This is a genomic window from Micromonospora sp. ATCC 39149, from assembly GCF_000158815.1.
In the GTDB taxonomy this organism is placed as follows: Bacteria; Actinomycetota; Actinomycetes; order Mycobacteriales; family Micromonosporaceae; genus Micromonospora.
Window position 1 is genome coordinate 2,749,866 of the sequence record NZ_GG657738.1, and the last position, 21,401, is coordinate 2,771,266.

Consider the following 21,401-nt stretch of genomic DNA (forward strand, 5'->3'; position numbering starts at 1 on the left):
CCGGGTGGCCGCCGGGGGCACCGTGCTCGACCCGGAGGTGGTCGGCCAGTTGCTGGTCCGCCGACGGCGCGACGACCCGCTGCGGGAGCTGACCCCGCGCGAGCGCGAGGTGCTGGCCCTGATGGCCGAGGGGCACTCCAACACAGCCATCGCCCGCGCCCTGGTGGTCACCGACGGCGCGGTGGAGAAGCACGTGCGCAACATCTTCACCAAGCTCGGCCTTCCCCCGGACACCGCCCAGCACCGGCGGGTCCTGGCCGTCCTCGCCTACCTGCGCACCTGACCGACGCTCCCGCCGGGCCGCGCCGGATGGGGGCGGGGCCGGGCGAGGGCGGGGCGGTCAGGGCAGGGTGGCGGCGAGGGCGACAGCCTCGGTGAGGGTGTCGGCCACCGGGTGGCCGGAGGCCCGCAGCCGGGACCGGTCGGTGAAGCCGCCCGTGTAGAGCACGGCCCGGCCGCCCACCGACTCGGCGGCGTCGGCGTCGTCGATCGAGTCCCCGATCAGCACCACCGCGCGGCCGTCCAGCCCCAGCTCGGACAGGTGCTTGCCCAGCGACTCGGCCTTGCGGCCACCGCCGATCGTGGCGCGCAACCCGTCCACCCGGGCGAAGCGCCCGGTCAGCCCGTAGGAGTGCACGGCGGGCACCAGCTCGTCGTGGAACCACATGGACAGCAGGGACTGGCTACCCGGCCAGGCCGCCATCGCCGCCGCCGCGTCGTCCGCGAGCGCGCAGGTGGTCAACCCCCTGCGGTACGCGTCGTGGAAGATCCGGTCCAGCTCGCCGAACGCCTCGTCGTCGATGGCCCGGCCGAGCACCCCGGCGTAGTAGTCGGCGATCGGACGGCGGAACCGCACCCGGTGTTCGTCCGCGGTGACCGCCGGCCCGCCCACGCTGGCGAACGCGGCGTTGGTGGCGGCCACCACCAGGTCGAGGTCGTTGAGCAGGGTGCCGTTCCAGTCCCAGACGAGGTGGGGGCGCGCAGAGGTCATCCGAGCACGATAGGCGGCGGGCGGCCGACGTGGGGATTTGGCCGCGACGGCGGGCGGTGAAAAGCCGGGCACGGCGGGCGGCCGGTCAGAGCTGCGGGGTGGTCAGGTCCCGCAGCAGGCGCTCCTCCTCCACCCGCCAGTACCCGTGCTCCTTGCCGTCGAGCAGCACCACCGGCAGCCGGTCGCCGTACTCGCGCTCCAGCTCGACGTCGCCGGTCACGTCCTTCTCGATCCAACGGTCGCCGGTGACCGCGACCACCCGGCCGAGCGCCGCCTTGGCGTCCTCGCAGAGGTGGCAGCCGGGGCGGGTGATCAGGGCGAGCCGGGCGTCACTGGACATCGGAACCTCCGTGCGGATGTCGGGCGGGGCCGCCTGCGACGGCACCGGCCTGAGCTGGGTCTTGCGCACCTTGCCGACCGCAGACCTCGCGGTCGAGCCGTACCCGACGCGCACCGCGCGCCCGGTGACCTCGGTGGACCGCCACCCGGCCCGCCGCTGTCAGCGCATCCCGGCCGCCGTGGTCGACCGCCACCCGGCGGAGCCGGCCAGCGAGGTTCGGCGCGAGGCTGTCGGCTGCGTCCTGCACGGTCGCTGAGTCTGACACAGCGTCCGGCCGTCGGTCATGCCCGAACCGCGCTCGTCGCTCCCGCGCGACACGGCGCCGACGGCGGCGCAGTGCGGTCGATCCCGGCGCTGAGCTGGGGTTATCCCTAACCAGCCCGCCGCCCGAAAGTCAACCGCCCCCGACGGACAACCGGTCCGCCGCTGGTGCGACGGGCGAGCAAATACTTCTGCTCTGTGTAACGGACTTGCCACGCGCGGGTGACGTTGGCCCTATTATCACTCGGGTCGACTCACCCCATTTGCCGTGAGTCGACACCCCTCAGCCCGAGGAGGCCCCCGTGCCTGTGAGCGCATTGGACCCGCACCTCAAGGGGATCTGCCGCCCGTCGGCACCTCCCCGACGAACACTGCCCGACGGCCGTGGCCACGCCCGTACCGGGGTGCCCCGGCAGCCGGCGGCGGCCCTGATCGGGGAGGCACGGTGACCAGCTTTGGCTACGAGCAGCGACCGTTCGGGCTGGCCGCCGCGGCCCGGGCGGTCCTGAACGAACGGCTGGGCGCCGACCAGGAACCCGTGGACGACCTGGCCAGCCTCGCGGTACGCGGCGACGGGGCGTCCAGACGGTTGCGCAACCGGCCCCATCACAACGAGGCGCCGCCCCGTCCCGCCACGCCCGGCGGCAACGGCGGCCGGATCGCGTCACCGGCCCGGCCGACCATGCCGGCGCAGAGCCGGCGCGGTGGCGACACCCCGCCGGTGGCCGATCCGTCGACCACCGAGACGGCGGTGCTGCCGGCGGTGCCGGCCGACCCGCCGACCGGCGCCACGGGCGACGCGCCGACGGGATTCCCGAGCCGGCCCGATCCGTCCGACCCGGCCACCGAGGTCTGGACGCTGGTCGAGCGCGCCCAGGCCGGCGAGGCCGAGGCGTTCGGGCTGATCTACGACCGGTACGTAGACACCGTCTTCCGCTTCGTCTACTTCCGGGTCGGCAACCGGCAGCTCGCCGAGGACCTCACCTCCGACACGTTCCTGCGTGCCCTCAAGCGGATCGGCAGCTTCACCTGGCAGGGCCGGGACCTCGGCGCGTGGTTGGTCACCATCGCCCGGAACCTGGTCGCCGACCACTTCAAGTCCGGCCGGTACCGGTTGGAGGTCACCACCGGCGACGTGCTGGACGCCGACCGGGAAGACCGCGGCCCGGAGGGCAGCCCGGAGGCGGCGGTCGTCGAGCACATCACCAACGTCGCACTGCTCACCGCCGTCAAGCAGCTCAATCCGGAGCAGCAGGAGTGCATCGTGCTGCGGTTCCTCCAGGGCTTCTCGGTGGCGGAGACAGCCCGGGCGATGGGCAAGAACGAGGGTGCGATCAAGGCGTTGCAGTACCGCGCGGTCCGCGCCCTGGCCCGACTGCTGCCGGACGGCTTCCAACCCTGACGGCCACCGTCGCCGCACCGCCCGTCCGGCGGCGTCCGCGCGCCGGACGCCCCGATCCCGGCAGCGTTCCGCGCCGGCACGCCGGCCCGGGACACGGCCCAGACGTGACCGACGACCACCGGCACGTGACGACCATCACTCTTCGTGATTTCGCTCCCGCCGGCCCCGTAACCCGTGCACGGCGCCGAGCGTTTCTTCCGGTGCGACCGGTGGTTTCTCCGGCATCCCCGGGCCCCACGGTCCGGACAGCGCAGCCCGTCACGAGCTTCGTCCCGGGTGGACTCTGCCGCCGGTCGCTCGTGTCGACAGCGGCCAACTGGCCGTGACCAGCGAGAGGAGGTGCCTGCGGTGACCAGCGACCTCTTCTCCCGCCGGCGCGCCGAGCGCTTCGCGCAGCTTCTCGACGAAGCCAACGGCGGCCGACGTCACCACGTCCGGTCCCGGGCCGACGACCATCTCGCCGCGCTCGTCGCGGTCGGTCGACAGCTCAGCGCCGGCTCTCCGCCCGCCGCGGTGGATCCCGACTTCCGCTCCGGACTGCGGGCGATGCTCGTCGCCACCGCCGAACGGGAGGGCATCGGGGCCGCAGCCACCGCGCCGGCCGAGGCCGGGCAGACCGGCCCGCGCGGCACAGTCGCCACCGGTCAACGCGGCTCGTTCCTGCCGTCTGCGACCGCCCGCCGGGCCCGAGCCCGGGGTGCCATCCTCATCGGGGTGGCCGCGGGCGCGATCGCCGTCTCCGGCATCTCCGCCGCCAGTGAGAACGCCGTCCCCGGCGACGCCCTTTACGGGATGAAGCGCTCCACGGAGCGGGCCCAGCTCGCCCTGGCCAGCTCGGACCTCAGCCGTGGCCAGCTCTTCCTCGACTTCGCCCGCACCCGGCTCGGCGAGGCCGCCGCGCTGCGCGGGGACCAGCTCGGCTTCGAAGCGGTCCTCGACGACATGGACGCGGACACCCGCCAGGGCGTACGCCTGCTCACCACCACGGCCGCACAGCGCTCCGACCCGGCCGGTCTGGACGCGGTGAACACCTTCGTCGTCGGGCAACGGCGTGCGGTCGGCGACCTGCTCACCGGGGCCAGCCGGGCGGAGCGGGACCGGGTCCGCCAGTCGATCGCCCTGCTCGACGCGACCCGCAAGCGCTCCGACGCGCTGCGCGCGGCCATCGAGTGCGAGCTGCCCGCCCCAGCCGGCAGCGACACGCTCGGCCCGATCCCGACGGCCTGCCCCGGCGGGCGCTGACCCCCTGCGCTTCCCGCACGGTTCTTAGCACCACACCTGCAGCCGCCGACGAGCAGTGCGCGCCACAGTTCTCGCGGCAGTGGGCAGGGCGGCCCTCGCCCCCGGCTAGGCTCACGGAGGCACTGGTCGGGGTAATTGAGCGAGGGAGGTCGCGTGGCCCGCAACGGCAGGATGACGGTCAGCACCGACCGGCGCGGTCACACGGCCGGCTGGGCGGAGACCGAGGCGGCCCCCGCCACCCCGATCGCCCCCGATCCACGTGCCGCAGCCTTCTTCGACGTGGACAACACGATGATGCAGGGTGCCTCGATCTACTGGTTCGCCCGCGGCCTCGCCGCCCGCAACTACTTCACCACCACGGACCTGGCCCGGTTCGCCTGGCAGCAGCTTCGCTTCAGGGTGCTCGCCACCGAGCACGCCGGGGACATGTCGCAGGCCAAGGAGGCGGCGCTCGCGTTCATCGAGGGCTGGCAGGTGGACGACGTGGAGCGGCTCGCCGAGGAGATCTTCGACGAGCTGATGGCGCCCCGGATCTGGGCCGGCACCCGCCGGCTGGCACAGCGCCACCTCGACGCCGGGGAGCGGGTCTGGCTGGTCAGCGCCGCGCCGGTCGAGATCGGCCGGGTGATCGCCGCCCGGCTGGGGCTGACCGGGGCGATTGGCACCGTCGCCGAGGTGATCGACAGGGCGTACACCGGGCGGTTGGTGGGCGACCTGATGCACGGGCCGGCCAAGGCCGAGGCGGTGACCCAGCTCGCCGCCGTCGAAGGGCTGGACCTGGTCCGTTGCTCCGCCTACAGCGACTCCGCCAACGACCTGCCGATGCTGTCGGCCGTGGGGCGGGCGGTGGCGATCAACCCGGACGGCACCCTGCTGCGGCAGGCACGGCAGCGCGGCTGGGAGGTACGGGACTTCCGCACCGGCCGACGGGCCGTCAAGATCGCCGTCCCGTCGACGGCGGCGGCCGGGCTCCTCGCCGGTGCGGTCGGTGCCGGGCTGGCGTTGCAGAAGCGCCGCCGCGACCGCTGACGGAACCCCGCACCGACTCGACCGGCCGACGGCACGGATCGGCGACTCAGGGGCCGAACGGGTCGGGGCGGCGTTCCAACAGGCTGTGCAGGGTCTGCTGGATGGTCTCCCGCACCTGGTCGGCAAGGTTGAACACGACCAGCGGGTCGTCGGCCGAGTCGGTCAGGTGCGCGGTCGGGATCGGCGGGCAGAACTCGATCAGCCACTTGCTGGGCAGTGGCACCATCCCGAGCGGCCCCAGCCACGGGAACGTCGGCGTGACCGGGAAGTACGGCAGCTTGAGCAGCCGGGCCAGGGGCTTGATGTCGGCGAGCATCGGGTAGATCTCCTCGCCGCCGACGATCGCCACCGGCACGATCGGGGTGCCGGTGCGCAGCGCCGCCGAGACGAACCCGCCCCGGCCGAAGCGTTGCAGCTTGTACCGGTCGGAGTAGAGCTTGCCGACCCCCTTGAACCCCTCCGGGAAGACGCCGACCACCTCGCCGGAGCGGAGCAGCCGCTCGGCGTCCGGGTTGCAGGCGACGGTGCCGCCGGTCTTGCGGGCGATCTCGGACACCACCGGCATCCGGAACACCAGGTCGGCACCGAGCAGCCGCAGGTAGCGGTGGGCCGGGTGCTGGTCGTGCAGGGCGGCGGAGAGGATCAGTGCGTCCAGCGCCACCGTGCCGGAGTGGTTGCCGACCACCAGGCCGGCCCCGTCCGCCGGCACGTGCTCCAGCCCGGAGACCTCGGTGCGGAACCAGTCCCGGTAGAGCAGCCGCAGCATCGGGTGGAAGACGGACTCGGTCAGCTCCGGGTCGAACCCGAACTCGTCCACCTGGTAGTCGCCGGAGAGCCGCCGACGCAGGAACGCCAGCCCGGACGCGACCCGCCGGTCCCACACGTCGCCGGGGCCGTCCGGCACCGCCGCCGCACGTGGCGCGTGCGCGGCCGCCTCCGGCAGCTCCCGCTCCGCCGGCAGCTCCCGCTGCCCCGGCTGCGGGACCGCCGGGCCGCCGTTCAGCTCCGCGACGGGCTCCGGGGCGGGGTGATGGCCGTTGTGCCGGGCCGGCTCCGCTCCCGGGCCGGCCACCATCAGCGGTACGTCGTACCGGCCGTTGGCCCCGGCGCGCCCGCGCTCCTCGCCCGGGCGGCTCACGACCGCTCCCGTACGGCCGCGCGCACCTGGCGGATGCCGTCGAGGACGGCCCGCTCGGCGGCGGCGAGCTGCTCCCGGGTGACCACCACGCCGCCCTGGTGGGCGCGGACGAAGTCGTCGAACGCGGCGGCGGTCGAGCGGGGGGTGAAGCCGTACTCGCGTTCCAGCGCGGAGGTGTCCACGACCCGGCCGTGCACGAAGAGGTCGACCTGGTCCAGGCCGTACCGGCCGAAGCCGAGGCTGCGGGCCAGCGCGACGGCCCCGGACAGGCCCGGTTCGAGCACCGGGACGCCGACCCGCCCGGCCCGCCTGATCGCCTGGGAAAGGGAGAGCACGCCCGGCCCGGCGACGTTGAACGTGCCCGGGTGCTCCTCGGCGACCGACCGGTGCAGCACCTCCAGCGCGTCGTCGAAGTGCACGAACTGCAACCGGGGGTCGCGCCCGAAGACGGTGGGGACGAAGGGCTGGGAGAAGTACCGGGTCAGCGTGGTGTCGGCGGTCGAGCCGATGAACGGCGCGAAGCGCAGCACCGTGGCGGTGACGTCGGGTCGGCGCCGGCGGAAGCCGCGCACGTACCCCTCGATGTCGAGGATGTCGCGGCCGAAACCGCCGCGCGGCACCTCGCGCGGCTCGGTCTCCTCGGTGAACACGGCCGGGTCCCGGAACGACGCCCCGTACGCGGCGGTCGACGAGCGGACCACGAGCTGACGCAGCCGGGGCGCCCGCTGGCAGGCGGCGAGTAGCTGCATGGTGCCGATGACGTTCTGTTCCTTCATCGCCGACCGACCGCCCTGCTGGGAGTCGGGGGCGGTGACCAGGGCGAGGTGCACCACCACGTCGACGTCGAGGTCGGCGAAAAGACCCCCGAGCGAGCCCAGGTCGAGCCGGATGCGCTCGACCCGGTCGAGCAGCCGGGCCACCTCCGGGTTGGGGGTGCTCGGATCGACGCCGATCACCCGCTCGATCCGGGGGTCGGCGGCGAGGCGGGCGGCGACGTGGGCACCGAGGTAACGGCTGACCCCGGTGACGACGACCACCCCCGGGGCACCTGGGGTGCCACCGGGGGTCACGTCGTGCACCTACCCCGGCAGGTGCGATCGAGCCGGGGTATCCGCGGCCTGATCACCTGAGCCTCCGGGGGTCGACTTTGGCAAGCGACACGGGACGCCGGGCCGGTGTGGGCCCGGCTCCGGTCACTTGCCGAGACGGCGACGCTGGACGCGGGTCTTGCGCAGCAGCTTGCGGTGCTTCTTCTTAGCCATGCGCTTGCGGCGCTTCTTGACCACCGAGCCCATACGACGACAGCCTTTCGATGCAACGTGCGGGGCGGACCGGATGACACCACACGGTGGCGTCGACGACCGCTTGCGGACAACGGACCGGACCAGCTGGCGGGCGGCGGGCGCACCGATGTGCGGTCACGATCCGGTCCAGGGTAACTGGAGAGCGTCAGCAGGACCAACGCGCCCCCGTCGATGCCCGTTACGTCGCACTCGGTGCCCTTACGGGGCACTCGACGCACGCCAAAGTGGCGTACGCAGCTGAGGAAGGCGCTCGGCGGAGTCGCCGGGCCCGGATGCGCCACAAGTGGTTGGTCAGGCGGTTTCCTGGAACGCGCCCCGGAGATACTCGTGCACCGCGTGCTCGGGCACCCGGAACGACCGGCCGACCCGCACGGCGGTCAGCTCGCCGCTGTGCACCAGCCGGTACACCGTCATCTTCGACACCCGCATCACCGTCGCCACCTCGGCGACCGTGAGGAACCTGACCTCCGACAGCCTGCCGTCGGACTGCGAACCGGTCATGGCCCACCGCCCATCCCATGCCCCGGCGCGTGCCGCCGGACGGGATCCTCCCGCCAGGACGGGCTACGCGCGTGTTACCAGTACGGTAGCGGGACGGCTGTGACCGGCGCGATCCCTTCGTGCATGTTGATCACGCACAACGCCGGGTTTCCTCCGCCCGTGGCCAGCCGTTTCGCCCCGTCCGGGCACGCCTGCACCCGGTGTCCTGTTGGGGCCTGGGCCTGTCCGGTTGGGGCCTGGGCCCGGCGTCCGGTTGGGCTGCTGGCGCTGGGCGGAGTGGACGGGCGGGGTGGGCGGGGTGGACGGGGTGGGGTGGGCTGCGGCCATGTCGGCGACATTGCGGTATCCGGGCACCTCTGACCCCGCTATGTCGGCGACATGGTGTCGATCAAGGCACCCGGTGGCTCCGGCGGCGCCACCGGAGCCACCGGGCGGGCGCCCCGGGCCGCTTCCGGACGCGGACCGGGACTCCGCACTGGGAGCGCCCCAGTGTCGCAGGTGCCCGTCGAGCCCGAACAGCCAGTCGCACGGGACAGTCCCACCGCAACGAGTGACGCATCCTCGAACTCCAGATCAATTCCGAGCGACAGCCGCCAAGAATACGGGCTCCACGCTTCTTCTTGCCCTCCGCAGCCCTTCTCGCTCCGCTTCACGGAAACCACGGCGGCAACGCCAGCACATCGCAGCGTCCGGAGCACCCAGACGCCTGCCGGGTGGTCAACTGACATCAACCCCGGTAAACAACCACGCCCATGAGCGCACAGCGGCATGGCGCAGCGACAGGCGCCAGAATGGATCTATACCGATTCGAAGCACGCGAACCGTCAGGGAAGCCATGACCTGACTAGTCAAGATCGAATACGCAGTCCTTGGTAAAAATCGCAGCCACGATCTCGTCATTGACGAGCTCTTGAGCAATGTACGGCCTTTCACCATAACGCATGGCACAGAACGTCACATTTCCGGTGAAATAGTCGGGATCAAAGAGCGTTGGAGAAATCGAGACATAGGCAGAAACTTCAATATCAGGAAATTGACTATGTTGCATGCGAAGAGCGCTCCAGGCGAAAGCCATGCCCCGCCGCAACAGTCTGGGTACGCGTACGTAACGGTCCTCAGTCAGGTCGAGGTCAGGAATTCCACGGCCATTGACCGCGACCTCGTAGTCCATAGCCTCAGAGAACGTCAACCTGTCGCCGTGATAGCTTTCATACCAGGACGCCAACAACACGGCTCCATCGATAATGCGCCAACCATGTCTCACCACCGTATCCAACTCCGGCGTCAGGTCATGGCGACGGAGCGTTTCTAAGATGTGCGCTCCGCCGACCATTTCCGCTTCGGCACTAAGCCATGGCACGAAGTTTCCAACTCCTTCGGTTTGTCACGTTATCCACACGTTCCAATTACCCGACCAAAGACGTCCGCCGCCCGGGTGACGGCCTTCTGATAACCCGGAGTCTTCGCCAACTCTCGCTGCAGGGAGCGCGGCATCCCCTCGAACTCGCCTGTGGATGGGTTGAACTGATACTTTGGAGCATTCGCGGAACTGACGCCCCTGATCTGTTCTTGAAAATGCATCTGCTTCATCCCATTGCGAGACTCGATGTCAATCCGGTATTGCCCTCGCTGCCAAACCGTATAGCTCTTGCCATTGAGATCAATAGAATCGCCGCCATCGTTGTGCACCAGCACCGGGATGTTGCCGGCGAGCACATAGTACGTGTGGATACCGTCGACGGTGAGGTTGTAGGCAAGCGCCACGTACGCCGAGTGCTGCTGCAACCCGCCCACCACGCGGGCCCTGCCGTCACGGCTCAGCGTCAGGTCGCCCCGATCAAGTTCGTCGGCGCGCTGCCACTCGCGGTCGGTGTGGTTCCAAAACGGGTGGTCCTCCGTGGTGGTGACGAAGGCGTCCCCGATCTGGAGGTCGACGAGGTCGTCCTCGTGCACCCAGACACGGGTGACGGTGCGCGGCCCCTGCTCGCCGGTTTCCGGGTCGGCTGCAATGACCTCGTCGCCGGCCTGGATCTCTTCGAGCTTCCTGGTGCTCCCGTCGGCCATCAGGACCTCGGTGTCACCGCTGAAGCTGCACGCACCGCCCGACCTGACGCCCCGGCCGCCGTTGCCCTTGCCGCCACCCACGCCGATCGTTCCGGGCAGGATCCGTTCGTCGCCGGGCAGGTTCTCGGTGCCCCACCGGAAGTGCTCGTCCCAGAAGAGGTCCTCGATCCACTGCTGGCATCCGCCCGGTCTGCCCATCTCGTGGCAGATGTTCATGGCGAGCCGAGCCGTGTCCGCCACCATCCAGTCCCTGTTGTTGCCCTGGCTCACGGTGGAGAAGTACTCGGCGCGCTGTTCGCGCCAGCGGCGCATGAACTCCTCGAACGGCACGCTTTCCGGCACCTGGATGCCGAAGCCGAGGTCCCGTGGGTGGTTCTCCTTCTGGGGCTTGGAGCTTCCCTTCCCGTTGGCCTCGCCCCACGTCACGTTGTCCGTCGAGCCACAGCCGTGCGGGCAGCCCTCCTTCGGGTCGTACCCGTAGCAGTCGAAGTGCCGGCAGTCGTCGGGGATCATCCCCGACGGGTCACTGGAGGTGACCGGGGTGTTGTTGGCGTACGAGTAGCCGTTCCACTGCTGCGGATCGGCCAGGTCCTGTAGCGGGTCGAGCGAGACGAACCGGCCGACGGTCGGGTCGTAGTTGCGGGCACCGACCTGCGTCAGGCCCGTGTTCGGGTTCAGCGGCTGGTTGAGGAACCCCCGGTTGTCGGGGGCCGTCACGGTGGCACCGCGCGGTGCGCCGTACGGGGTGTACTGCCGCCAGGTCGGCACCTGGGCGGTGTTGTTGAGGTACAGGCTGGGCGTGCCCTGGTGGTCGGGCAGGATGAAGCCGTACGCCGTGCCGCTGCCCGTCCGGTAGGCCACCGCCCCGCTGGGCAGGGCGTGGTACCGGATGCCGCTCAGCGTCTGGGTGGTGGTGTTCAGGGTGATCTGCTCGCCTGCCAGGTAGAGCGTGGTGGACCCCGGGTCGCGCTGGATGAGCAGGTTGCCGTCGGCGTCGTACAGGAAGGAGCTGTTTCCGCCGGTGCCGCCGGTCACCGAGGTCAGCTCGCCGGTGTCGTCCCAGGCGAGGGTCTGGGTGCCCTGCCCGGCCTGGCGGGTGGTCATGTTCCCGGCACTGTCGTACGCGTACGAGGTGCTGCCAGTGAGCCCACCGGTGGTGGTCGTGCCGGTCAGCGTGTGCGGCTGCCCGCCGCCGTTGCCGTCGTACGCGTAGGTGGTGACGGTGTCGGCGCCGCCGGTCGGCGAGTACTGGGTCTGCCTGGTGCGGTTGCCGAGCGCGTCGATCTCCCACTCGGTCCAGTAGGCGCTGGTGGCGCCGATGCCGCTGCCGACCATCGTGCGGTTCCCGGTCGTCGGGGTGGCGGCGCAGTCGTCGGTCGCGGTCCACGCCTTCGTGAGCCGCCGCAGCGCGTCGTACCGGTAGCACTCCGTCTCGGCGGCGGTGCCCGGCACGTGGCGGGTGTCGACGGTCTTGAGGATGTTGCCGTACAGGTCGTACGCGTAGTCCTGCCTGCCGACGTTGGTGGTCGTGTTCGTCGTCCTGGTCACGGTCTGCTGGAGCAGCCGGCCGTTGTGGTCGTCGTAGGTGTTGACGAGCGACGCCGCGCTCGTGGCGGGCCCCTGGACGCCCCGGGTCACCCGGCCCCACGCGTCGTACTCGGTGGAGCTGGCGTAGCTGGCCAGGCCACCGAGGGTGCTGGGCAGGTCGAGGACGCCGCTGTAGCCGTGGATGACCGTCTCGGCGGGCAGGCCGCCCCGGGCCGGGTAGGTGTCGCCGAGCGGCTTGCCCGTGGAGCTGTGGTAGCTGTGGGTGTAGCCGTAGGTGTTGCCGAGCAGCCCCTCCACGGCCGGAATGACGATCTTCTCGCCGGTGGCGGAGCCGAACGCGTTGAAGCCGGTCCACTGGGTCCGGTACTCCGCGCCGTCGCGGTAGGCGATCTTCGTGGTCAGCCTGCCGACCGGGTTGGCCATCGTCGGCTCGGCGGCGTTGTCGTTGTCGTACACCCAGGCCGCGAGCCGGTTGCCGGGTGCCTGCGCGGAGAGGGCGGCGGCGTAGCTGCCCGTCCTGCGATTGATCTTGTCGTACGTGAAGGAGGTCGTCTTGCCCCGGGAGTCGGTCGTCTCGACGATGTTCCCGACCCCGTCGTAGCGCGTCGTGCTGCTGCCCGCGTCCGGGTCGTCCCTGCCCACCGCCTGCCCCAGCAGGTTGAACTGGCTGGTCCAGACGTTGCCCGCCGGGTCGGTCAGGGTGGACTGGTTGCCGCTCGCGTCGTAGCCGTAGCCGGTGGCGACGGTCGTGCCGCCGGTCAGGTGGTAGATCCCGGTGAACGGGTCGGCCGGGCTGGTCAGCGTCGGCGCCGAGGTGTACTGGAGCCGCTGCTGCGTCCGCCCCATCGGGTCGGTCACCACAGTGGTGGTGGTGCCCCCCGTCGGCGGGATGACCGTCGTCCGGTCGCCGTTGTAGACGGTCCTGGTCGCCGACTTCACCACGCCGTCGCGGGCCGCCTCGGCGAGGATCACCCGGCCGAGTCCGTCGTACGTGTTGAAGGTCTGGTTCAGCGCCTTCTTCAGCAGGTTGTCGGCGTACACGGGGGTGGTGTTCGGCGTGGCGGCGGCGTCCCACCAGCCGTTGTAGGTGGCCCGCGTCAAGCCGCGGCTGTCGTAGAACGTGTCGGTGACCATGCGCCCGCCCTGCGGGGTGTCCGCCTGGGTCTGGCGCACCCGGTGCAGGGCGTCGTAGATGGTGATCGTCTTCTGGTAGCCGCCGCTGTTGTTCAGCGTCTGGGTGGTCGTCGCCGACGGGCCGGTCTTCGACACCGTGTAGGTGTGCTTGACGTGGGCAGGGTTGCTGGTGGCCCGGGAGGCGAGCCAGACCGCCGTGCGGCGACCGAGCGCGTCGTACTGGGTGCGGGTCACCACGTTGTTCGCGTCGGTGCTGCTGGTGGTCAGGTTCCGCAGCGGCGTGACGACGTTGACGGTGGCGTGGCCCTCCGCGTTCGTCACGGTCACGCCCGTGGTGAGGCCGACGGGGTTGTCCGTGTAGCTGACCGTGCTCGCGTTGCCGTTGCCGTCCCAGCTACCGGTGGCCCGGCCGTACGCGTCGAACTCCGCCCGGTCGGTCGTCTGGTAGGTGTACGCCCCGGAGGCCCAGCCGGAGGCCTTGCGGACCATCGTGACCGTGCCCCTGGTGGGCGCGACGGCCTGCGGGAAGGCCGTGGCGAAGGTCGGGTCGTCGTAGTACGTCCGGACGTGCGAGACGACCTGCGCCGGCCGGTTGACCGTGGCCGGGGCGGTCAGCGTGTTCACGCTGCCCGGCGCCGACGCCGACGGGCCCTGGGCGTAGCCGCCGCAGGCCACCGCCACCGTCTCGGTCTCGCTGGTCAGGCCGACGAGGTTGCGGCCGGCGTTCGGCGCCGCGTACGAGGTGGTGGTGCACCGGTCGTAGGCGGCGTTCGCCGGCACCGTGTGCTCGTAGGAGTGCCTCAGCAGCCCGAAGGTGGCCGAGCTGGTCGAGGCGTCGTACGAGTTGTCGGTCGCGATGTACCGCCAGGCCGTGGTGCCGCCGGTGGTGACCGCCTGCCGCCGCCAGATCCGCACGGGCGCGGCGAACGTCGCGGTCAGCGGGGACAGGCCGGTGCGGGTACGGGTCGCGGTCGCGTCCGACACCCAGTAGGAGGTGACCGTCGAGCTGTCGACGGGACCGCCGTCGCCGAGGTGGCTGGTGGATTCCAACTCCCGGCCGGCGAGCTGGTCGACGTCCTCGTGGACGCCGCCGGCGGAGTCGGTGAGGTTGACGACCGTGGTGTTGTTGTTCCGGCTCATGCCGCGGTAGTACGTCGTCTCGGACAGCGTGCGCCGGTCGTTGACCCCGTCGCCGCTGCGCACCCTGACCTTGCCGTAGCCGCGGAACTGGCCGTACGTGCGGTACTTGGCCTTGACCACCTCGTTGTCGTCGTAGTGCCACGCGGCACCGCCGAGGTACTCGTAGCTGGTGGAGGTGGCGGGGGCGCCGCCGGTGGGGTCCGTGGCGGTGACCCGGGTGACGGCGTACCGGTGGAACCAGTCCCGGATCTGGTCGGTGTACCCCTCGGGCGTCCAGTGGATCGGGTAGCAGGACCTGGTGTTCGAGGCCGGGCTGGTCGTGACCGGGGCGGTGCACGGCTGCGGCAGCTCGTAGCTGGGCGAGACGACCGAGCCGGTCTCGGTGGTGATGGCCGAGATCCGCTGCCGATAGAAGTTCGGCAGGCCACCGGTGACGTCCACGCGGTTGGCCAACTTGACCCCGCTGAACGACACCGACGGCAGCTCGACGGGGGCGGTGGAACCGCCGGAGGTGATGTCGTGTCCGGTACGGGTGACCGAGGACAGCCACAGCGTCGGGGACGTGCCGTCACCGGTCGCCGGCATGGTGTGCGCCAGCGCGTACGAGTCCACCTTCCGGTACGTCGAGGTGGCGGTGTCGTACTGCCGGGTCTCGATCGCGGTCAACCGGACGGTGGAGAAGAACGACGGGCTCCACGCCTGGCAGTCGGTGCCGGCGTTGCAGACCAGGTCGAAGGGTACGTCCGGCCAGTTCGCCTTGTTCGCCGAGTTCAGCGGCTGGCAGGTGCCGGAGAGGCACCGGTCGCCGGTGACGAACACGACCTGGTTCGGCACCGTGCCGTACGCCCCGTCGTCGCGGAAGCCGTAGTCGATCCGGGCGAGGTGGCTGTCCCGGACGTAGCTGACGTCGGTGGCCCCCATGTTGCGGCCGTAGTGGTTGGTGGCCTGGCCGTAGTAGTAGGCCATCGCGTTGCCGTGGACGTCGGAGACGAAGTCGAGGTTCCACCGGTACGCCATGGTGCAGACCGAGGAGGTGAACCCGGCCGGGTCGTAGCAGGGGTCGCCCGAGTGCGGGGAGTAGACTGGGACGGTGTCGACCGACTTCGTTTCCGGCTTCCCGGAGGTCCAGCCCGGCAGGCGGTTGCGGCCGAACTCGTAGACCGTGCCGTCGCGCTCGGTGACCCGCCAGTAGTCGGTGTCGTGGGTACCGCTCCCGTTGCCGGAGTTGGTCACCCGGGCGACCTTCGCGCCGGTGTCGTTCTGGAGCTTCCACACCTGCTTGGTGGCGTCCCAGATCAAGGCGCTCGACGAGCCGTTCAGCGCGATGGTCAGGATGGGGCCGGCGTAGCAGCGGTCGTGGGTCTCGACCGGTGAGGGGCTGCCGCCCGGGTCGTCCTTGCAGGAGACGAACGTCTGCTCGACGTACGACCGCGGCGTCGTCCAGCCGTCGCCGACCCACGACGCCTGGGCGTTTGTCGAGGAGGTCTGCCCGTCGACGGCACCCGAGTCGTACGACAGCGCCACCTTCGGCACCAGCTTGGAGCGGGTCGGCGGCACCGTCACGGGGTAGGTGTAGCTGAACGAACCCGTGCTGCCGCCCGCGCTCCAGGACTGGGACGGCGACAGGTCGGTCGCGGCGTAGGTGCCGCCCGCACCGCCCTCGTCGCCGGCGGTCGCGACCGCCGCCAGCACCGTCGTCGGCCTAGCCGCCCCGGTGCCGCCTGCGGCGCCCGCCAGCGGGACCTCGGCCGACACCGTGTCGGCCCCGACATCGTTGGTCGAGGGCAGCGCCGTCGCCGTGCGGCATTCGGCCACCGCCGGGGTGGTGAGGGCACACTCGGGTAGGCGCACCAGCCTCAGCCGCGAACCGTAGTTCCCGCCGTACGCCTCGGCGAAGCCGGTGTAGTCCACGCCGATCCGCACGGTGCCGGGGGCCTCGCCGGGCGAGGGGGCCACTGACAGCAGCATCCCCTCGACCCCGGCGGCCTCCGCCGCGGCCCGGCCCGCGACGCGCACGTCGAGCCGACGGGGCCCGGCGTACCGGCCGCCCTCGGCTACCGGCTGCGCCCACACCGGGGTTCCCGCCGCCCGCGCCTTCGCGGGTGTCGTCGCCTTCGCCCCGGCCGTCGCCGGCACGCTCAGCTCCAGCCGCGCCGACGCGGCCTTCGGCCACGCCGTCCTCGACGGGCGGTGGGTGGAATTCGCGTCGTTCCTCGGCGTCGCGAACCGCGTCGGCAACGGCTTGACTCCCGTGACCGACCGGCCGGGCGACACCGTCGGCAGCTTCGCCGGCCCGTCGTCCAACGGCCTCGCCGACGCCGGCGTACCCGACAACAGCCCCGCCACCAGAGACGCCGAGGCGACCACCGTGACCAGCCGTCTTGGACGCGTCAACAGGCGTGTGCCCCCGTGCCCGACCATGCCAACCCCACTCTGCCAGAGACAAGAAAGCCACGGAGGGTGGTCGAACCACCCGCCCCGTGGCGGGGACAATGTTTCACGTGCGGCCGAGCCGAAGGTCACGGCGAGGTAACGATGGGCGAAGATCACATGGGCCAAACCCATCGCAGAGAGTTCCAAAGGGACAACCAATGGTGAGTTTGGACGTTCCCTGGAGGCATGGGCGGCTGGTTCACTGTGGCCGCCCACCGGACGCCGCCCGGCGCCCACCGGACACGGGGAGGAAGCACTTCATGCTCGCAGCCCAGCTACCACGAGCGACGCTCGGGGCGAAAGCCATGGCGGCCGGCGTCAGCCTCGGTCTCCTGGCCGCCAGCTTCGCCTCGCTGCCCGTCCGCCCGGCCGGGGCGACGCCGTCGCGACCTGCGGCGAAGCCAGCCGCCGGCGCGCTCGGCGTCGATCGGGCCGTGGCCGAGGCGCGGCGCACCGGCAAGCCGGTCGAGGCGACCGCCGCGGCCACGTCCACCTCCACCGTCACTGCCCGCCCGGACGGCACCGTCGAGCTGACCCAGACCGCGGTGCCGACCCGCACCCGCGTCGACGGGCAGTGGAAGACCCTCGACCCGACCCTGGTCCGCCACCCCGACAGCAGCATCACGCCAGCGGTGACGACGAACCAGGTCCGGCTCTCCCCCGGCGGCACCGGCCCCCTCGCCGAACTGGTCAGCGGCGACCGCGCCCTGTCCGTCGCCGCCCCGTTCACCCTGCCGAAACCCACCCTCGCCGGGCCGGCGGCCACCTATTCGGAGGTCCTTCCCGGGGTCGACCTCACCGTCCGGGTCACCGCCGAAGGCGGCTTCTCCCACGTCTTCGTCGTGAAGAACCGCCGGGCCGCCGCCAACCCGAGGCTGGCCACCCTGGATCTGACCACGTCGACCAGAGGCGTCGCCCTGACCACCGACGCGGCGGGGAACATCACTGGGCGCGACCGCGCGGGTCACGCCGTGCTCACCGCCCCCGCCCCCACCATGTGGGACTCCACCGCCGGGCCGGCGCAGCGTGGTGCCGCCGCCTCAAACGCCACCGCGCCCGGACGGAACGCGAGGAGCGCCCCGATCGGGGTGAGGGTCATCCCCGGCACGCTACGCCTGATCCCCAACCAACGCCTGCTCACCGACGCGTCGACGACCTACCCCGTCTACATCGATCCCACATTCACCTGGACGCCGGTGGGGCCCAAAATGTCCGGCTGGGCCACGATCTCCTACCAGCACCAATCCACCAACTACTGGAAGAGCACCCCGGACCTCATCGGACGCATGCAGGTCGGCAACTCCGGCAGTCAGCGCTCCCAGACCCTGATCAACTTCCCGATCCCGTACAGCACCCTCGCCGGGGCCGAGATCTACGACGCCATCTTCAAAATCACCAACACCCGGTCCTGGAACTGCACCGCCAAGACCGTCAACGTCTACGCACCCGCGACCACCCTCAGCTCTTCCAACGCCACCTGGAACCATTGGGAGGGCATCAGCAACGGCCCGCTCGCCGCGTCGAAGAGCTTCGCCTACGGCTACAGCGGCTGCGACGCCGCCGCCGTCTCCTTCGACATCACCAGCCAGGTCGAAGCCGACGTCACCGCGCAGAAGGCCACCCGCACCCTGCGGATGATCGCCGCGAACGAGGCCAGCGACACCCAGAGCTGGAAAGAGTTCCTCGAAACCAGCCCCACCCTCACCATCCGCTACAACCACAAGCCCAACACCCCGACGGGTATGACCACATCCCCCAAGACCTCCTGCACCGCGAGCACCCCGACGGTCGTCGGCGACGGCTCGGTGTCTCTCTACGCCCCGGTCTCCGACCGCAACGGCGGCACCCTCGGCGTCAGCTTCACAATCTGGAAGACCTCCGACACTTCGCAGACCGCGGTCGCGTCCTCCAACCCGAACCTGCTGACCTACCCCTCCGGCAGCACGGCGGTGCTGGTCGTTCCGGTGGCGACCCTGCGCACCGCAGCCGCCGGCGCGGCCACCGGCTTTTCCTGGAAGGTCCAGGCCACTGACTTCCGCACCCCGAGCAACTGGTCGGCCACCTGCCGGTTCACCTTCGATCCCACCCGCGCAGGCCCGCCGGAGGTGACGGCGCCCGCCGCGAGCACCGTCGGCCAGCCCGCCACTTTCACCATCGCCCCGCCCGCGACAGGCACAGTCCCGAGCGGATACGTCTACCAACTCAACGCCAGCGCACCGGTCGACGTCCTGGCCGACGCCAGTGGCAACGCCAGTGTCTCGATCTCTCCCAGCCGGTTCACCAACACCCTGACCGTGACGAGCGTGTCCGCCGGCGGCAACGTCGGCGAGTCGGCCAGCGTCACATTCAACGCCAACCCCGCCGCGACCGCCGTCGACGCCGACCTCACCGGTGACGGCACCGCCGACCTGCTCACCGTCGGTGCCGCCAACGGCCTGCCCTCCGGGCTTTGGCTCGGCGTCGGCAACACCGAGGGCACCTCCGTCACCGGCACCGACATCGGTGCCCGGGGCAACGGTGTCACCGGCGACAATTCCCCCGCCGACTTCGACGGCGCCCAGGCCCTCACCGGCCGATTCACCGGCACCGGCCTCCAGGACGTGCTCGTCTACCACCCCGCCGGCAGCGACCCCGGCAGTGCCGGCGTCCTGCGCGCCAACGGCGACGGCTCCGTCATCCAGGCCCAGCTCAGCGGCAACCAGTACAGCATCGGCCCCGACCAGCTACTGGACCCCGACGGCAACCTTCCCCTCCAACTCGCCAACGCCGGTGACAGCCGCCGGCTCGACTCCCCGTATCCCGATCTCGTCGGCACCAGCGGGGACGCCACCGGCGGTTACCACCTCACGTATTACCCGAACCTGGGCACGCCCAACGGCTACCTCGGCGCCTTCCACACCACCGCCCTGACCCCGGCCGGCGGCACCGACTGGAACAACTGGACTCTCGCCACCGCCCAGCTCACCACAGGCACCGCCATGTTCCTGTGGAACCGCACCACCGGTGCCCTGCACCTGTGGACCGATCTCACTGTCGACCCGGGCACCGGACAGCTGACCTACCACCCGTACGCCCTGTCCGCTGCCTGGAACGCGGGTGCGAACGTGACCCTCCGCGCCGCCGACGCCGACAACAGCGGCACCCCCGACCTGTGGACCACCGGCACCGGCGGCAGCCTCACCCTCTGGAAGGTCGCCGGCCTCGCCGCCGGCACCGGCACCATCGCAGCCCAACCCACTCAAACCCTGATCACCTCCGACCACAGCTGGCAGCTCAACGACGCCGACAGCGGCACCGTGAGCACGGCCCGTGACACCGTCGGCACCCTCCACGCCAGCGGCGCCACCGGCGTCAGCTGGAGCACCGGAGACATGTTCGACCCCGACGCGGTGTTCAACGGCACCAGCGGGAGCCTCACCACCCCCACCCCAGCCGTCAACACGAACAACGACTTCTCCCTTTCCGCCTGGGTCAAGCCCTCCTCGCTCGGCGGCACGATTCTGTCCCAGGACGGCGTCAACACCGCCGGGTTCAAGCTCTACACGGACGCCACCGACAAGTCCTGGCGCTTCGCCATGCCGCGCACCGACGTCGCGGCACCGGTATGGGACATCGCCATCTCGGCGCCCAACACCGCTCGACTCGGCGTGTGGACACACGTCACGGTCACCTTCCAGAAGTCCTTGGGCGCAATATGGATAATGCTCAATGGAATCCGAAGCGCCCACGGCGCCCACTCGTCGACCTGGAGCGCGGGCGGCGGGTACCGGATGGGCAGCCACAAGACGGGTGGCAGCAGCTACGGGGGCTGGTTCGCCGGTGAGCTGGCGAACGCGCAGACCTGGTCACGGACACTGACCTTCCCCCGGGCCAGCAACCTTCCGGTGGAGGACTTCGACGGCGACGGCCGGTCGGACATCCTCGGCTTCTCGACCTCCCACGCCGAGCTCTGGTGGACGCCGAACACGACGGTGCCGGGTCAGTCCCCGTCGCGGGGCGGCAGCAAGCGCATCTCCGCCGGGTGGTCGAACATCACCGACCCGTTCGTCACCGACTACGACGGCGACGGGAAGTCGGACGTCGTCGGGCGGGTCAACGACGAGCTGTGGACGTGGTCGAACGCCAGCAGCGTCGGCACCCCGCTCGTCGTGGCCGCCGACAAGCTCGGCGTGAACTGGGACAGTCTTCCCCGGATCGCGCCGGCCGATTTCGATGGCGACGGTAGGACCGACATCGTCGGCTACTCCAGCAATAGCGACGAGCTGTGGTGGGTCCCGAACACGACCCCCGCTGGGGGGATGCCGCAGCGCGGGACCAGCAAGAAGGTGTCGTCGGGATGGGGTGGCATCACCAAGCAGATGATCGCCGACTACAACTCGGACGGTAAGCCGGACATCCTGGGCCGGGGCAGCAACAACGTCATGTACGTCTGGCTCAACACCAGCACGGTCGGCAACCCGTCCGTCGGTTCCCTCGTGCCCCTCGGTACCGCGTGGGACACGCTGCCCACCACCACTACCGCCGACTTCGACAGCGACGGGCGGGCGGACATCGTCGGCTTCTCGATCAGTGGTGACAAGTTCTGGTGGGTGCCGAACACCACTCCCGCCGGCGGCACGCCGAGCCGGGGAACCAGCCAGGAGGTGGCCGCCGGCTTCGCCACCGCGACCGACAAGCGGGTCGTCGACTACAACGGGGACGGCCGACCGGACGTGCTCGCCCAGATCGGCGACGAGCTGTGGGTCTGGCCCAACACCAGCACGCCCGGCAACCCGTCCGTCGGGCCCAAGGTGTCACTGGGTCTGGCCTGGAACACGATCGGCGACTTCCTGACCGAGCGCCGGGCGTTCTGACGTCTCCCCGCGTCACGGTAG

The 21,401-nt window shown here is 70.9% G+C and carries 14 protein-coding genes; 6 read left to right on the forward strand and 8 right to left on the reverse strand.

Features of this window, described 5'->3' with window-relative positions; genetic code table 11:
* Window positions 1-283, forward strand: a 283-nt coding sequence (locus MCAG_RS11590; RefSeq protein WP_036373140.1) for a response regulator transcription factor, incomplete at its 5' end; no start/stop codon positions are given.
* Between the two features lie 57 nt (window positions 284-340).
* Here MCAG_RS11590 and MCAG_RS11595 read toward each other — a convergent pair.
* Both MCAG_RS11595 and MCAG_RS11600 read right to left on the reverse strand, forming a co-directional pair.
* Window positions 341-991, reverse strand: a complete 651-nt coding sequence (locus tag MCAG_RS11595; RefSeq protein WP_007073159.1) for an HAD family hydrolase — start codon at window positions 989-991, stop codon at window positions 341-343.
* 85 nt (window positions 992-1,076) lie between these two features.
* Window positions 1,077-1,331: a glutaredoxin family protein gene (locus MCAG_RS11600; protein ID WP_007073160.1), complete on the reverse strand. Its 255-nt coding sequence runs from the start codon at window positions 1,329-1,331 to the stop codon at window positions 1,077-1,079.
* Between the two features lie 16 nt (window positions 1,332-1,347).
* Between MCAG_RS11600 and MCAG_RS33630 the strand changes: the two genes are divergently transcribed.
* The 4 genes from MCAG_RS33630 (at window position 1,348) to MCAG_RS11620 (ending at window position 5,265) form a co-directional block, all read left to right on the forward strand.
* A complete protein-coding gene (locus tag MCAG_RS33630) occupies window positions 1,348-1,587 on the forward strand; it encodes a hypothetical protein (protein ID WP_036373142.1) in 240 nt (79 codons plus the stop codon).
* Window positions 1,588-2,139: 552 nt separating this feature from the next.
* On the forward strand, window positions 2,140-2,994 hold the full coding sequence (locus MCAG_RS11610; protein WP_007073161.1) for an ECF subfamily RNA polymerase sigma factor, BldN family: 855 nt from the start codon (window positions 2,140-2,142) through the stop codon (window positions 2,992-2,994).
* Between the two features lie 348 nt (window positions 2,995-3,342).
* Window positions 3,343-4,236 carry a DUF5667 domain-containing protein gene (locus tag MCAG_RS11615; protein ID WP_007073162.1) on the forward strand — a complete coding sequence of 298 codons (894 nt, stop codon included), beginning with the start codon at window positions 3,343-3,345 and terminating at the stop codon, window positions 4,234-4,236.
* A 171-nt stretch (window positions 4,237-4,407) separates the two neighbouring features.
* A complete protein-coding gene (locus MCAG_RS11620) occupies window positions 4,408-5,265 on the forward strand; it encodes an HAD family phosphatase (RefSeq protein ID WP_083802424.1) in 858 nt (285 codons plus the stop codon).
* A gap of 46 nt (window positions 5,266-5,311) precedes the next feature.
* Here MCAG_RS11620 and MCAG_RS11625 read toward each other — a convergent pair whose 3' ends face one another.
* The 6 genes from MCAG_RS11625 to MCAG_RS11640 all read right to left on the reverse strand — a co-directional run bounded on the left by MCAG_RS11625 (window position 5,312) and on the right by MCAG_RS11640 (window position 16,332).
* Complete coding sequence (locus tag MCAG_RS11625; RefSeq protein ID WP_369751315.1) at window positions 5,312-6,403, reverse strand: lysophospholipid acyltransferase family protein; 1,092 nt, start codon at window positions 6,401-6,403, stop codon at window positions 5,312-5,314.
* Window positions 6,400-7,473, reverse strand: coding sequence for an NAD-dependent epimerase/dehydratase family protein (locus MCAG_RS11630; protein WP_036376904.1), 1,074 nt, complete (start codon window positions 7,471-7,473; stop codon window positions 6,400-6,402). Before MCAG_RS11630 ends, MCAG_RS11625 begins: the two co-directional genes overlap by 4 nt.
* Before the next feature lie 123 nt (window positions 7,474-7,596).
* Window positions 7,597-7,698: a 30S ribosomal protein bS22 gene (locus MCAG_RS30625; RefSeq protein WP_007465623.1), complete on the reverse strand. Its 102-nt coding sequence runs from the start codon at window positions 7,696-7,698 to the stop codon at window positions 7,597-7,599.
* A gap of 300 nt (window positions 7,699-7,998) precedes the next feature.
* On the reverse strand, window positions 7,999-8,208 hold the full coding sequence (locus MCAG_RS11635; protein ID WP_007073166.1) for a helix-turn-helix domain-containing protein: 210 nt from the start codon (window positions 8,206-8,208) through the stop codon (window positions 7,999-8,001).
* 844 nt (window positions 8,209-9,052) lie between these two features.
* Window positions 9,053-9,568 carry a hypothetical protein gene (locus MCAG_RS32435; protein WP_157548000.1) on the reverse strand — a complete coding sequence of 172 codons (516 nt, stop codon included), beginning with the start codon at window positions 9,566-9,568 and terminating at the stop codon, window positions 9,053-9,055.
* Window positions 9,569-9,597: 29 nt separating this feature from the next.
* Window positions 9,598-16,332, reverse strand: coding sequence for a polymorphic toxin-type HINT domain-containing protein (locus tag MCAG_RS11640; RefSeq protein ID WP_198141538.1), 6,735 nt, complete (start codon window positions 16,330-16,332; stop codon window positions 9,598-9,600).
* A gap of 455 nt (window positions 16,333-16,787) precedes the next feature.
* Between MCAG_RS11640 and MCAG_RS35910 the strand changes: the two genes are divergently transcribed.
* On the forward strand, window positions 16,788-21,380 hold the full coding sequence (locus MCAG_RS35910; protein ID WP_157548004.1) for an FG-GAP-like repeat-containing protein: 4,593 nt from the start codon (window positions 16,788-16,790) through the stop codon (window positions 21,378-21,380).
* Window positions 21,381-21,401 lie beyond the last annotated feature (21 nt).

Excerpts from the sequence above, each read along its gene's own strand:
- MCAG_RS11595 (WP_007073159.1), bottom strand. The coding sequence starts at position 991 with ATGACCTCTGCGCGCCCCCACCTCGTCTGGGACTGGAACGGCACCCTG.
- MCAG_RS11600 (WP_007073160.1), bottom strand. The coding sequence starts at position 1,331 with ATGTCCAGTGACGCCCGGCTCGCCCTGATCACCCGCCCCGGCTGCCAC.
- MCAG_RS33630 (WP_036373142.1), top strand. The coding sequence starts at position 1,348 with ATGTCGGGCGGGGCCGCCTGCGACGGCACCGGCCTGAGCTGGGTCTTG.
- MCAG_RS11620 (WP_083802424.1), top strand. The coding sequence starts at position 4,408 with ATGACGGTCAGCACCGACCGGCGCGGTCACACGGCCGGCTGGGCGGAG.
- MCAG_RS30625 (WP_007465623.1), bottom strand. The coding sequence starts at position 7,698 with ATGGGCTCGGTGGTCAAGAAGCGCCGCAAGCGCATGGCTAAGAAGAAG.
- MCAG_RS11635 (WP_007073166.1), bottom strand. The coding sequence starts at position 8,208 with ATGACCGGTTCGCAGTCCGACGGCAGGCTGTCGGAGGTCAGGTTCCTC.
- MCAG_RS35910 (WP_157548004.1), top strand. The coding sequence starts at position 16,788 with ATGCTCGCAGCCCAGCTACCACGAGCGACGCTCGGGGCGAAAGCCATG.